Here is a 12,968-nt window from a genome sequence, read left to right on the forward strand (position 1 = left end):
CTTCAGCGGGTGATCCTCGTCCGCACCGCCCCTCACTCAGAAATACCCATTTCTAACGGCGCTAGCGCCGCAGTCGGGAGCGGGAATTGCAGTAATGTTGATGTAGGTCAACCAATAGGTGTTACCAGACCGTTATGCTGTAGATCAATGGAACTTTTGGGTTTCAATTTAAACCAGCTTTGCGCTATGATACCGGGACTATCTAAACAGGAGGGTCTATGTGGGACTATACTGATAAGGTTAAAGATCACTTCCTCAACCCGAGGAATGTTGGTGAGATAGAAGATGCCGATGCGGTCGGCGAGGTAGGAAGCCTGGCCTGCGGCGACGCTCTCAAGCTGTTCATCAAGCTGGATGAAAAGAAAGAGCGGATCGTCGATGCCAAGTTTCAGACCTTCGGCTGCGGCAGTGCTATCGCCTCTTCCTCGGCTCTTACCGAAATGGTGAAGGGAAAAACCCTCGACGAGGCGCTCCAGGTGACCAACCAGGAGATCGCCGACTTCCTGGGCGGGCTTCCCGAAGAGAAAATGCACTGCTCCGTGATGGGGCAGGAGGCCCTCGAAGCGGCCATCGCCAAGTACCGCGGCGTGGAAGCTCCCGCCCATGGGCACGGCCATGACCACGTCGAAAACGAAGGCGAGATCGTCTGCAAATGCTTCGGCCTGACCGACGGTTTCCTTAAGAAGGTCATCGCCGCCAACAAGCTGCACACCGCCGAGCAGGTGACTCACTTCACCAAGGCCGGCGGCGCCTGCGGCGGCTGCATCCCGAAGATCAAAGAGATCATCGCCGAGGTTATGGGCGAGGAGAAGAAGGCTGCCGCTGCCAAGCCGGCCGCCAAGCTTACCAACCTGAAAAAGATGCAGCTCATCCAGGAAGTCCTCGAAAACGAGGTCCGGCCCCAGCTGTGGGCTGACGGTGGCGATCTCGAGCTGATCGACATCGATGGCGCCAACGTCCAAGTCGCCTTCCGCAAGGCCTGCGCCGGCTGCGCCTCCTCCGGCTACACCGCCAAGTTCGTCGAGCAGAAGCTTCGCGAACTGGTTGCTCCCGACATCAACGTCCAGGAGGTCCAGGGATGAAGGAGATCTATCTCGACAACAACGCCACCACCAAGGTAGACGAGCTGGTCTTCGAGGAGATGCGCCCTTACTTCTGCGAGCTGTACGGCAACCCGAGCTCCATGCACTTCTTCGGTGGCCAGGTGCAGAAGAAGGTCGACCAGGCGCGCGCCCGCGTGGCGGCACTTTTGGGGGCCAACCCCGACGAGATCGTCTTCACCGCCTGCGGAACCGAGAGCGACAATGCCGCCATCCGTTCCGCGCTGGAGGTATTCCCGGAGAAGCGCCACATCATCACGAGCCGCGTCGAGCACCCGGCCGTGCTGACCCAGTGCCGCAACCTGACCAAGCGCGGCTACCGCGTCACCGAGTTGAACGTCGATGGCGAGGGGCGTCTCGACATGGCCGAGCTGGAAGCGGCCCTCGACGACGATACCGCGCTGGTCACCCTCATGTACGCCAACAACGAGACCGGGGTCATCTTCCCGATCGAGGAGTCCGCCAAGCTCGTCAAGGCCAAGGGGGCGCTCTTCCACACCGACGCCGTGCAGGCCGTAGGGAAGATCCCGCTCGACATGGCGACCTCTTCCATCGATCTCCTCTCCATCTCCGGCCACAAGCTGCACGCCCCCAAGGGGGTCGGGGTTCTCTATGTCCGCCGTGGGACTCCTTTCCGTCCGCTGCTGGTCGGCGGCCACCAGGAGCGCGGCCGCAGGGCCGGCACCGAGAACACCGCCTCCATCATCGCCATGGGGAAGGCATGCGAGCTGGCCATGGCCCACATGGACGATGAGAACACCCGCGTGCGCGCCATGCGCGACCGCCTGGAGCGCGAGCTTAGCGCCCTGATCCCCAACACCCGGATCAACGGCGGCGGCGCCGAAAGGCTCCCGAACACCCTTTCCATCGCGATGGAATTCGTGGAAGGGGAGGGGATCCTGCTGCTCCTCTCGGAAAAGGGAATCTGCGCCTCCTCCGGCAGCGCCTGCACCTCGGGGTCGCTCGAGCCTTCCCACGTGCTCCGCGCCATGGGGGTTCCCTTCACCTGCGCCCACGGCTCGATCCGCTTCTCGCTCTCCCGCTTTACCACCGACGCGGAGATCGATACCGTGATCAAGGAACTGCCGCCGATCATCCACCGCCTGCGTCAGATGTCGCCCTTTGGCAGAGAGTTCCTGAACAAGAAGTAGACCTTCCCTCGCGGGAGATAGACCATCCATAAAAAGGGACGGGCTTCGGCTCGTCCCTTTTTGTTGGTGCGCATCTCCCCGTCCTCACTTTGCTTCGACGGGGTAAACTGTCACCTTCGTAGGGTGGGCAGTCCCCTGCCCACCATTCCCTTTCAGGACTCTTCCGGAACCCTTCCATCTCTCCCTCCCCTTCAAGGGGAGGGCGGGGGTGAGGATGGGGGACCCTTAGCCTGAAAACCGGCGGAGCATTTACCTTTTGCGGTATGAAATTTCCTGGGCGCAGTCCGGAGTTCCTTTCCGACCCTTTGCTCCTCTTCCTTGAGGAGCAAAGGGTCTCTTCTAACTTACCTAAAAGACAGCCACATCCTCACCCTGTCCTTTTCCTCGAAGGGAAAGGTTCCTTTGGCGAGATGTTGGTACGCCGTATGCTAGGTCCAGGGTAATGGAAGTTAACCACGCAACTCAGGAGGCTGACCATGAAACGAGTTCTTACCGTTATCGCCAGTGCCCTGGTAGCCCTTTCCTTTGCCGCCCTCGTGTCGGCAGCCGAAACGACCACCACGACGACCACCACCCAGGAACCTGCGGCCACCAGCGCCCCGGCCGGCGGTGAAACCAAGGCTCCCGTGAAGCACCACAAGAAGCATCACCAGAAAAAACACCACAAAAAACACCACAAAAAGGTGATGAAGAAAGAGACCACCACAACGACCACCACCGAACAGCAGGTTCCCCCGCCGCCCAAGTAACGACAAGGCCTGCGGTTTTCATAGAGACAAAAAAGCCGTTCCCTCTCGGGAGCGGCTTTTTTGCGTTCGGCGGTCATGGTAACCGCCTCGGTTTTGGGGGCGCTACAGCATCCGTTTCGTCGGCGGCGTGGTACCCTCCATCGCCAAGCCCAGGGCTGAGGCACCGTGGAAAATCATCTCCAGCGATACGAAGAGACCGATCACCCAGAGTCCGGTAACCGGCCACTGCGCGATGATCAGGAAGCCGAGCATTATCGAGATGAGGCCCGAAATGATCGACCAGAGCCAGTACCGGTGAGATCGGTGCTGGATCCAGAAGCCGATACGAACCGCGCCGAGGGCGATCAAGGCTCCGGCGAGGAAGAGCGTCAGGCTGAGCGAAGCGGCGACCGGGTTGCTGACGATCAGCAGCCCGGCAATGACGTAGAGGACACCGAGCAAGGCGCCGCCTATCACGTACCGCTGTCCGTGATAGGAGAAGCTCTGCACCAGTTGGATGATGCCGCCGGCAATGGCCAGGGCTCCGAAGAAGATCACGCTGGCGACGGTCATGGCGGCCGCCATGAAGAACCCGATGATCCCGAAGAGGATGAAGAGTATCCCCGAGATGGCCAGCCATCCGCGGTGAACGCCGACGTCGTCGTAGATGTCGTGGGCGAACCAGCTGTGCTGGAAGAACCCGTGGTGGAAGAGGTCATGCCCGTGAGGGGTCGAGAACTGCATACAATACCACCTCCCTGTGGAGTTAAAGCCGCTAATCCACTACTGTTATTGTACCTCGTACCTCCTCCACAATTCCAGGCCGTCGTACGACTCCTCGAAGCCGAATTCCCTGAGCGGCCTCCCGTACGGGGAGGAGGCGGCGGCTTTGCCGTTGATGCTTAGCACCGACACACGCTTGAGCGGGTTGAACTCCCGGGTCAGGAGGATCTTGAAGAACGCGAGGTATTCCGGCAGGCGCGGGTCGTCGGGGGGGACTTTGAAGTCGATCTCCTTTCCGTAGCGCTTGGAGATCAGCACCAGCTGCGCGTCCCGGTACACCAGGTGGGTGGAAGGGAGGCGGGAGGGGAGCTCTCCACGGATGCCGTCCAGCCCGCTTCCGCAGAGGGAGGCCGGGTCGGTGGCGTTCATCCAGTACACCATCTCCCGCGGAAGCCCGTTCTTGAGTTCCCTGAACGCCTCGTGGGAGACGAACTGGAGACCGGGAAGCCCCGCGAAGAAGTTCCCGGAGAGGATCTCCCCCGACATCTCCATGATGCGCAGGGTGCGGAAGAGCCTGCTCCACTGCAGGGAAGGGAGCTCCCGCATGAGGAGTTCCTTGAAGAGGATGCCGTAGCGCTCCAACAGCACCCGCACGCGGTCCTTGTTCCGCTCCTCCCGCTCGAGGATGTCCGGCGAGGGGGCCGTGCCGGGGAGGAGGTACCAGTTCCCGGCGTGTTCCTGGCCGCGGTTCCAGCGGCTGGGGAGCGGGGGGCGGCGGTAGTCCCTGCGCTGCTCCGGTTCTTTGGAGGTGAAGCGGTTGAGGATCCCCTTGCGGACGGACGCGAAGGAGTCGTTACTGACCTTTCCGCGCCAGGCCAGATTCCAGAGGTCGCTGGCGACGGTCGCCGACGGAAGTCCCGTGGTGAGGCAGATCGCGGGAAGGGAATAGTGCCCCTTCGGGTCCGGGATCAGGCGGCCGATGGTTTCCTCGTCGGCGCCTGGGCTCTCGGCAGCTTCCTGGAAGAGGTCGAGGTCCTCGGGAAAAGCGAAGGAAAGCTTCTTTTCGCCGCAGCCGAACCAGAGGAGGTCGCTCGACTGCATGAGACTGTCGAGCCACGGGTTGAAGTACGGGTGGAGGCGGGCGGGGAGTACCTCCTCCTCCCAGGCGGCCGCGGAAAGCGGCGTGCCGAGCAACTGCTCAAGCCTCCTGGCCAGATCGTCAACCGTATCCCCCCGGCGGACGACTCCCTGGTGGAGAGCCAGGAAAAGGGGGAGCTCGGAGAGTTCCAGCGCCTCGAAAGGCGCCCGGCGGGAGCGGCGGAGCATCCTCAAGAGCGATTCCAGATTGGCGGCGTCGCAGACCTGCCTGGTTTCGCCGGCCCCTTCGGTGAACGAGTCGACAATGACCTGGCTACTCTCCTCGAGATCGTCGATGGCCTCCTGGAAGGCGGGACCCGGCATCCCGAGCGCCGCCTGCAGACGGCTCAGGTCCACCGGACCGTAGTAGGCGAGCCACTTCCCGAGGAGGGGGGAGGGGCCGGTCTCCTCCTCGCTCCCCTCGACGGTGGCCGCCTTGCCCGCTCGATCCATCATGGTGCGGGCAAGATCCTCCAGCCGCGGACGGAGCTGCTCCTCGCCGGTCACGGGCTCCAGGGGCAGCTCCTGCCACTTACGGCCGAGCCCCCGTTCGACTTCCGGCAGCATTTCCACCGCCGAAACGAGAGGCGCGGCGGCTCCCGGTATCGCCACCAGGCAAACCCGCTCCCTCACCTCCCGGGCCACCTCTTCGGGGATAAGCCCGCTATCGCGCTCCATGGCGCCCAAAAGATCCCGCCATTCGCTGAGCGGGATCAGCAGCCGCTCCTTCACCCAATCGATCAGCTCCCGCGGCGAATCGGGTGCGTAGCCGGGCGCGGTGCGGTGCTGCTTGGCCTCGAAGAGCGCGACCAACTCCCTGGGGAGGCGGGGGCGCAGGTGCGAGGAGAAGGCGAGTTCCTTGAGGAGGTCCTGCCCCAGTGCCGAGGTACGGGTGGCAAGCGGGGTGTCGTCCTCGTAGACGTACTTGTTGGTCTGGAGCCAGATGAGGTCACGGGCGAACGGGGTGGCGGAGGTGGTGCGTATCTCGGTAACCCGGATCTCGCCGTCATGGAGCTCCTCCAGCATCCGCCTGAGATCGCCCAAGTCGAAGTCGTCCTGCAAAGCGGACCGCCAGGTCTCCAAAAGGACCGGGAAGTCGCGGTACTTGAGCACGGAGGCGAGAAGTTTCTTCGAGCGGAGGCGGTTCAACCAGAGCGGCATCCGGCGTTTGAAGTTCGTGCGCGACAGAAGGAGCGCGCGGCCGGCGTTCTCCCTGAACCGTGCACCGAAATAACCGGTTCCTTCCAGGGAGGCCCGCAACAGCGACTCGGGGTTCTCCGGCGCCACCAGGGAGAGGATCTCGTCCAGTTCGACCTCGTGCGGTACCAGGATGGCGACCCCGTCGTTGTTGTAGAAAGTCTGGAGCGCGTAGCCGTAGCGCTTCTCCCAGGCGGCGCAGAGGGCGAAGGTGAAGGGGCGGTTGAGACTGTTTCCCCAAAGGGTGTGCAGGATGATCTGCCGGGCGTGGCCTTCGGCCAGGGGATCGTGGAAGTGCTCCACCAGGAGGTGGTGCCGGTGGGGAAGTTCCGTTCCGCTCGCCTCGCGCTGCCTGCGCAGGAAGGTCCTAAGCGCCTCGGCCGCGGTCTCGTCCATAAAGTGGCGATCGCGCATGTCATCGAGGAAGCCACCGCTTTCCAGGTGGTCGGCGCAGTACTCGAGGAAGGTCGAGACCTTCTCGGAGTAGAAGAAATCGCGGTCGAGCTCCTCCGCCCGCCAGAAGGGGATGATCTGTTGAGGCTTGTGGGCGGCGACGACCTGGACGGTGCTGTGGGTGATCTCGGTGATCTGCCAGACCTGGGCCCCCAACGCGAAGGTATCCCCGAGCTTTCTTTCCCAGACGAACTCCTCGTCGAGCTCGCCGATCTTGGCACCGCTCTCTTTGACCCGAAGCTCGAAGTACCCTCGTTCCGGGATGGTGCCTCCCTCCAGGTAAATCAGCATGGAGAGTCCCGGCTTGGTAGAGATGGTGTCCTCCAGCCGGTCCACGGTGGCCCTCGGCTTGAGCTCGATCACCCGGGAGTCGGCGTACTTTCCTTCCAGCATCCCCACCACCAGGTCGAACTGCTGGCGGGAGAGGTTGCGGTACGGGTAGCTGCACCTCAGAAACTCGTACAGCTCCTCCAGGTTCCACTGTTCGGGGAGGGCCATGGAGAGGATGATCTGGGCCAGGAGGTCGAGCGGGGCCTCGATGGGATGCAGCTCCTCGATTTCACCCTCGGCGATGGCGCGTGAGATGACGGCGGCGGAGATGAAGTCCATCCCGTTGGTGGGGAAGAGAAGACCGGAGCTGATTTCGCCGACCCCGTGGCCCGAGCGGCCGATCCGCTGGATGGCCGAGGATATGGAGCGCGGGGTCTGGATCAGCACCACGCTGTCCAGCTTCCCGATGTCGATCCCGAGCTCCAGCGATTTTGTCGCCACGATGGCCTTCAGGTCCCCCCGCTTGAGCCCTTCCTCCACGGCCAGCCGGATCTCCCGCGACAGCGAGCCGTGGTGCGAGTAGGCCACCTCCTCCCCGGTCACCTCGTTGATGAGGCGGGTGATCTTTTCGGTGGTCCTCCTGCTGTTGGCGAAGAAGAGGGTGGAGCGGTGCTCCCGGATGATCTCGGCGAAGCGGCGGGCCAGCGGGAGCCAGAACTCGTCCTCCGGGCCCCGCTCGCTCTCCTCCGGGGCGGTGATCTGGAGATTGAAACGTTTGGTCCGCTCCCCTCTCACCAGGGCGACCGGGCGCCGTTGGAAATCCCGCCCGACCAGGCGCTGCCCCCCGACGAATTCGGCGACGGTCTCCAGGGGGCGGACCGTGGCGGAGAGGGCGATGCGCTGGAACTCTCCGCTTAGCAGGGTGAGGCGTTCAACGCCGGTCATGAGGTGGGTTCCGCGCTTGCTGCCGGCGACGGCGTGGATCTCGTCGAGGATGACGGTCGACACGGCGGTGAGGGTGGCACGGCTTCCCTTGGAGGTGAGGAGGATGTTGAGGCTTTCCGGGGTGGTGATCAGGATCTCGGGAGGATGGCGGAGCATCCTGCGGCGTTCGCTGCCCGCGGTGTCCCCGCTACGGGTCTGGACCCCGATGGCAGGGAAGGTGGCCCCCGCGTTGCGGAAGTACTGCCTGAGCTCCTCAAGTGGCGCGAGCAGGTTGCGCCGGACGTCGTTGTTGAGGGCCTTGAGGGGGGAGATGTACAAAACGCGGGTCTCTCCCGAAGGCCAGGCGCCGGTGACCAGCTGGTTGATCGCCCAGAGAAAGGCGGCCAGCGTCTTGCCGCTTCCGGTCGGGGCCGTGACCAGCACGTGGCGCTCGCGCATTATCTCCGCCCAGGTGCGAAGCTGCACATCGGTCGGCTCTCCCACTGTTTCGGTGAACCAGCGGGCGATGAGCGGATGGAAGTGACTGAGGACGTTGGGCGGCATAAGGGCTCGTAGTCATTGGGGGGATGAGTACTCATTATAGCATGGACGGGGGATACTCTCATCATGGCCTCTGTGGGGACGGTGAAGATCGTCTCGAAGGGAGCCCCTGCCGGTCTTCCCGGTCCCCCGGCAGCAGTGATCCGCTTAAAACTCCTCCTGGGTGGCAGCGGAACCGGCGGGCGGCGGTTTGGGTCGGGTAGGGGACATGCAGGCGCTCCATGATAAGGTGCTGCTAATGATCGATGCAGTTGCCAGCCCACGTGTGTGTCGTGCAACTCAAAGTACACAGTCTCATTACCGGCTGAAGTAGCTGGATCAATTTTCCTCTTTGCTGACATTGAAGTGACATAACCATTGACAACAAGGGCGTGATGCTGATTAAATGGTTTTTTCAGTAATCTCCAGGGCTATGAGCCCGGAAGACATCAACATAAAAAGATCCAGGAGGAACTGATGAACCCATTGGCCGCTGAATTGAACGAGCAGTTAGCGCAGCACAGCCCGCACGTTTTGGAGATGCTCTCCGATCTCGGCAAGAATCTCTTCTTCCCGAAGGGCATCCTGACCCAGTCGGCAGAAGCCAAGGAAAAAGCTCATAAGTTCAACGCCACCATCGGCATCGCCACCGAAAACGGCGGCCCGATGTACCTCTCCTGCATTCAGGATAAACTCTCCTCCTTCGATCCGAAGGACATCTTCCCGTACGCTCCTCCCGCAGGCAAGCCTGAACTGCGCTCCCTCTGGCGGGAGAAGATGCTGCGTGAGAACCCGAGCCAGGTAGGAAAGCACTTCTCTAACCCGATCGTCACCAACGCGCTGACCCATGGCCTCTCCATCGTATCCGACATGTTCGTCGACAAGGGTGACCACCTCATCCTTCCGGACATGCTCTGGGGGAACTACAACCTGACCTTCGGTACCTGCTCCGGCGCCATCGTCAAGAAGCACCCGACCTTCACCGCGACCGGCGGTTATGACATCGACGCCTTCAAGGCCGTTCTCCAGAACTCCGCGGAGGAGAAGGGGAAGGTCATCGTGCTTTTGAACTTCCCGAACAACCCCTCCGGGTACACCCCGACCGTGGAAGAGGGTGACGCCCTGGTGGCCGCCATCAAGGAAGTCGCCGAGGGTGGCTGCAACGTCGTTGCCATCACCGATGACGCCTACTTCGGCCTCTTCTACGAGAACAGCATGAAGGAGTCGCTGTTCGGCAAGCTGGCCAACCTGCACCCGCGCATCCTGGCCATCAAACTCGACGGCGCCACCAAGGAAGAGTTCGTCTGGGGCTTCCGTACCGGCTTCGTCACCTTCGCCGACGGCAACGACTACGAGAACGCTCCGGTCATCAATGCCCTCGAGAAGAAGGCGATGGGCATCATCCGTGCCCGCATCTCCAACTGCCCGCACCCCTCCCAGACCTTCGTCATCGAGGCGCTCCGCTCCCCGGACTTCCTGGCCCAGAAGGAAGAGAAGTTCCAGATCATGAAAGGGCGTGCCCTCAAGACCAAGGAAGTGCTCAACAGCGGCAAGTACGAGAAGGCCTGGGATTACTACCCGTTCAATTCCGGCTACTTCATGTGCCTGAAGCTGAAGACCGTGGAAGCCGAGAAGCTGAGGGTTCACCTGCTCGACAAGTACGGCGTGGGCGCCATCTCCACCACCAAGACCGACCTCCGTATCGCCTTCTCCTGCATCGCCGAGAAGGACATCCCGGAGCTCTTCGATATCGTCTACAAGGGCGTACAGGACCTCACTCCGGGGATGTAAGCCACCGAAGTTGACAGGATGAACAAAGAGGCCCACCGGTTTTCCCGGTGGGCCTCTCTTTTTGTAAACCCCATCCTCACCCTGTCCCTCCCTGAGGAGAGGGTACCTTATTCCAGCGTCGCCCCATTGGGCCGTAGGTTCCGCGTGGGCACAAGGTGCCCACCCTACAGATACCAATAAAAAGGCGGACCTTCCATTCGGTAGATCCGCCTTTTACTGTTCGGTTATGGGGATTGATCCGCGGTTATCCGCTCAATCCGCGTCATCCGCGTTCCATGGCCTTTAAGCCTTAGTTGATCAGCTTCCCGATGCTGCCGAAGCGGACGCGCATCTTGGTGCTGTCCCAGGACCAGTACTTGATGAACGCGAGCCCCTTGATCTTGTCCATGGTCACGAAGCCCCAGAAGCGGCTGTCGTAGGAGCGGTCCCGGTTGTCACCCATCACGAAGTAGGAGTTGGGCGGAACCTTGACCGGGTCCTTGAAGTCGCGCGGGTTCATCTCCTTGGGGATGACGTCGCTCTCCTTGTGGACCTCGTGCGGGTTCGCGTAGATCTTGCCGTTCACATAGACGTGCTTGTCCTTGATCTCGACGGTGTCCCCCGGAGTGCCGATGACGCGCTTGATGAAGTCCTTGGAGGGGTCTTCGGGGTACTCGAAGACGATGACGTCTCCCTGGCGGGGATCCCTGATCTTGAGAAGGCGGGTGTTGGTGAAGGGGATCTTGGCCCCATAGATGAATTTGTTAACCAGGATGTGGTCGCCGATGGCGAGGGTGTCTTCCATGGAGCCGGAGGGAATTTTGAAGGCCTGCACGACGAAGGTTCGAATCACCATCGCCAGCAGGACCGCGATCAGGATGGACTCGACGTACTCCCTGACGATGTGTTTGCCCTTGTAGGGTTTGACCTCCGGTTTGGCGGGATCGGCCTCCACCGGTTTGTCGGCTACCACATTCTTGTAATCTTCCATAAAAGTCTTTTCCCCTTTTGGTTGCGCGGAGATCCTTCGCTGCCGGCGGCTAACCCTCGACCTTGAGAATGGCCAGGAACGCCTCCTGCGGCAGTTCCACGTTACCGACGTTCTTCATCCGCTTCTTGCCTTCCTTCTGTTTCTCCAGGAGCTTCCTCTTCCTGGTGATGTCTCCGCCGTAGCACTTGGCGAGTACGTCTTTCCGCAGGGCCTTCACGGTTTCCCGGGCGATGACCTTGGTGCCGACCGCCGCCTGGATGGCGATCTCGAACATCTGGCGCGGGATCAGCTCCTTCATCTTGGAGACCAGCTCCCGTCCGCGGTAGTACGCCTTGTCCTTGTGGATGATCAGGGAGAGGGCATCCACCACCTCGCCGTTGATCATGATGTTGAGGCGCACGAGTTCGCTCTGCCGGTAGTCGAGTATCTCGTAATCCAGCGAGGCGTACCCCTTGGTGATCGATTTCAGGCGGTCGTAGAAGTCGAGCACCACTTCGTTCAAGGGGAGCTCGTAGACTACCATGACCCTGGTCGGGGTGAGGTACTTGATCTCCCGCTGCACGCCGCGCTTTTCCTCGCAAAGGGCCAGGATCCCGCCGACGAAGTCGTTGGGGACGTGGATGGAGGCGAGGATGAACGGCTCCTCGACGTAGGCGATCTCCTGGGTGGGAGGAAGCTGGTTGGCGCTTTGGATGGTGATCATGCTCCCGTCGGTCCGGTGGACCCGGTAGACGACGGTCGGGGCGGTGGTGATCAGCTCGAGGTTGAACTCACGCTCGAGCCGCTCCTGGATGATCTCCATGTGGAGAAGCCCAAGGAAGCCGCAGCGGAAACCGAAGCCGAGCGCTATGGAGGTCTCCGGATCGTAGGAGAAGGAGGAGTCGTTCAGCTTGAGCTTGGCGAGCGCGTCGCGCAGTTGCTCGTACTGCGAGGTGTCGATCGGGTAGAGCCCCGAGAAGACCATCGGCTTCACTTCCTTGTAGCCGGGGAGCGGGGCGTCGCAGGGGTTGTGCAGGGTGGTGACGGTATCGCCTACCTTGGCGTCGGCCACTTCCTTGATCCCGGCGATGACGAAACCGACCTCACCCGAGGTGAGGGAGGCCACCTCCCGCATGTCCGGGGAGAAGACGCCTACCTTCAGCACCTCGTGGGTCTTCCTGGTGGACATCAGCTGGATCTTGTCCCCCTTCTTGACGACGCCGTCGATGATCCTCACCAGGATGATGACCCCCTGGTACTGGTCGTACCACGAATCGAAGAGGAGCGCCTTCAAGGGCTTCCCGGGATCCCCGTGCGGAGGCGGGATCTTCTTGACGATCTCTTCGAGGATATCCTTGGTGCCGATCCCCTCCTTGGCGCTGGCCAGGACCGCGTCGTGGGTGTCGAGGCCGATGATGTCCTCGATCTCCTGCTTGACGCGCTCCGGCTCGGCGGCCGGGAGGTCGATCTTGTTGAGCACCACGAAGACTTCGAGGTCGGCATCGAGCGCCAGGTAGACGTTGGCGAGCGTCTGCGCCTCGACCCCCTGGGAGGCGTCCACCACCAAAAGCCCACCTTCGCAGGCGGTCAGGGAGCGCGAGACTTCGTAGCTGAAGTCCACGTGTCCCGGGGTGTCGATCAGGTTGAGGATGTAATCCTTCCCGTCGTCCGCCTTGTACCGCAGGCGTACCGTCTGGGCCTTGATGGTGATTCCACGCTCGCGCTCCAGATCCATCTTGTCGAGGAACTGGTCTTGCTTTTCCCGTTGAGAGAGGGTGCCGGTGAATTCGAGGAGGCGGTCTGCGAGGGTGGATTTCCCGTGATCGATATGGGCGATTATGGAAAAGTTGCGAATATGCTCAATTACCATACTGTCCTTTATCCGGTCGAGGTTAACTAATGAATAGTATAGAACTGCCCGTTGATTGTAAAGGGATTTCTCCCTGTGTATACCCATGAAGGTGCGCCGCTGGCGGCTTGGCAAAATTGTAAGTTTTACCCCCCG

8 protein-coding genes are annotated in these 12,968 nt (G+C 61.6%); 4 read left to right on the top strand and 4 right to left on the bottom strand.

Annotation, left to right across the window (positions count from 1 at the left end):
* Positions 1–218: 218 nt before the first annotated feature.
* From nifU to ACYVL5_RS11105, 3 genes are all read left to right on the top strand, one after another.
* Positions 219–1,082, top strand: coding sequence for a Fe-S cluster assembly protein NifU (nifU, locus tag ACYVL5_RS11095; RefSeq protein ID WP_460595637.1), 864 nt, complete (start codon positions 219–221; stop codon positions 1,080–1,082).
* A complete protein-coding gene (nifS, locus tag ACYVL5_RS11100) occupies positions 1,079–2,251 on the top strand; it encodes a cysteine desulfurase (protein ID WP_460595638.1) in 1,173 nt (390 codons plus the stop codon). Before nifU ends, nifS begins: the two co-directional genes overlap by 4 nt.
* A gap of 476 nt (positions 2,252–2,727) precedes the next feature.
* On the top strand, positions 2,728–3,000 hold the full coding sequence (locus ACYVL5_RS11105) for a hypothetical protein (RefSeq protein WP_460595639.1): 273 nt from the start codon (positions 2,728–2,730) through the stop codon (positions 2,998–3,000).
* Between the two features lie 102 nt (positions 3,001–3,102).
* Here the strand turns inward: ACYVL5_RS11105 and ACYVL5_RS11110 are convergent, their stop codons facing one another.
* Both ACYVL5_RS11110 and ACYVL5_RS11115 read right to left on the bottom strand, forming a co-directional pair.
* Positions 3,103–3,723, bottom strand: a complete 621-nt coding sequence (locus ACYVL5_RS11110; protein ID WP_460595640.1) for an HdeD family acid-resistance protein — start codon at positions 3,721–3,723, stop codon at positions 3,103–3,105.
* A 45-nt stretch (positions 3,724–3,768) separates the two neighbouring features.
* Positions 3,769–8,247: a DEAD/DEAH box helicase gene (locus tag ACYVL5_RS11115; protein ID WP_460595641.1), complete on the bottom strand. Its 4,479-nt coding sequence runs from the start codon at positions 8,245–8,247 to the stop codon at positions 3,769–3,771.
* A gap of 453 nt (positions 8,248–8,700) precedes the next feature.
* On the opposite strand from ACYVL5_RS11115, the gene ACYVL5_RS11120 reads away from it, so the two are divergent.
* Positions 8,701–10,014, top strand: coding sequence for an aminotransferase class I/II-fold pyridoxal phosphate-dependent enzyme (locus ACYVL5_RS11120; RefSeq protein WP_460595642.1), 1,314 nt, complete (start codon positions 8,701–8,703; stop codon positions 10,012–10,014).
* Positions 10,015–10,303: 289 nt separating this feature from the next.
* Here ACYVL5_RS11120 and lepB read toward each other — a convergent pair whose 3' ends face one another.
* Both lepB and lepA read right to left on the bottom strand, forming a co-directional pair.
* On the bottom strand, positions 10,304–10,984 hold the full coding sequence (gene lepB, locus ACYVL5_RS11125) for a S26 family signal peptidase (RefSeq protein WP_460595643.1): 681 nt from the start codon (positions 10,982–10,984) through the stop codon (positions 10,304–10,306).
* Positions 10,985–11,033: 49 nt separating this feature from the next.
* The gene (gene lepA, locus ACYVL5_RS11130; RefSeq protein ID WP_460595644.1) at positions 11,034–12,833 is read right to left on the bottom strand and encodes an elongation factor 4; all 1,800 of its coding nucleotides are present in this window, start codon (positions 12,831–12,833) and stop codon (positions 11,034–11,036) included.
* Between the last annotated feature and the right edge of the window lie 135 nt (positions 12,834–12,968).

It is taken from the genome of Geomonas sp. Red276 (assembly GCF_054784495.1).

What these genes read in the sequence shown, in the direction of transcription:
- lepA (WP_460595644.1), bottom strand. Translation starts at nt 12,833, where the DNA reads ATGGTAATTGAGCATATTCGCAACTTTTCCATAATCGCCCATATCGAT.
- nifU (WP_460595637.1), top strand. Translation starts at nt 219, where the DNA reads ATGTGGGACTATACTGATAAGGTTAAAGATCACTTCCTCAACCCGAGG.
- ACYVL5_RS11120 (WP_460595642.1), top strand. Translation starts at nt 8,701, where the DNA reads ATGAACCCATTGGCCGCTGAATTGAACGAGCAGTTAGCGCAGCACAGC.
- ACYVL5_RS11105 (WP_460595639.1), top strand. Translation starts at nt 2,728, where the DNA reads ATGAAACGAGTTCTTACCGTTATCGCCAGTGCCCTGGTAGCCCTTTCC.
- nifS (WP_460595638.1), top strand. Translation starts at nt 1,079, where the DNA reads ATGAAGGAGATCTATCTCGACAACAACGCCACCACCAAGGTAGACGAG.
- ACYVL5_RS11115 (WP_460595641.1), bottom strand. Translation starts at nt 8,247, where the DNA reads ATGCCGCCCAACGTCCTCAGTCACTTCCATCCGCTCATCGCCCGCTGG.
- ACYVL5_RS11110 (WP_460595640.1), bottom strand. Translation starts at nt 3,723, where the DNA reads ATGCAGTTCTCGACCCCTCACGGGCATGACCTCTTCCACCACGGGTTC.
- lepB (WP_460595643.1), bottom strand. Translation starts at nt 10,984, where the DNA reads ATGGAAGATTACAAGAATGTGGTAGCCGACAAACCGGTGGAGGCCGAT.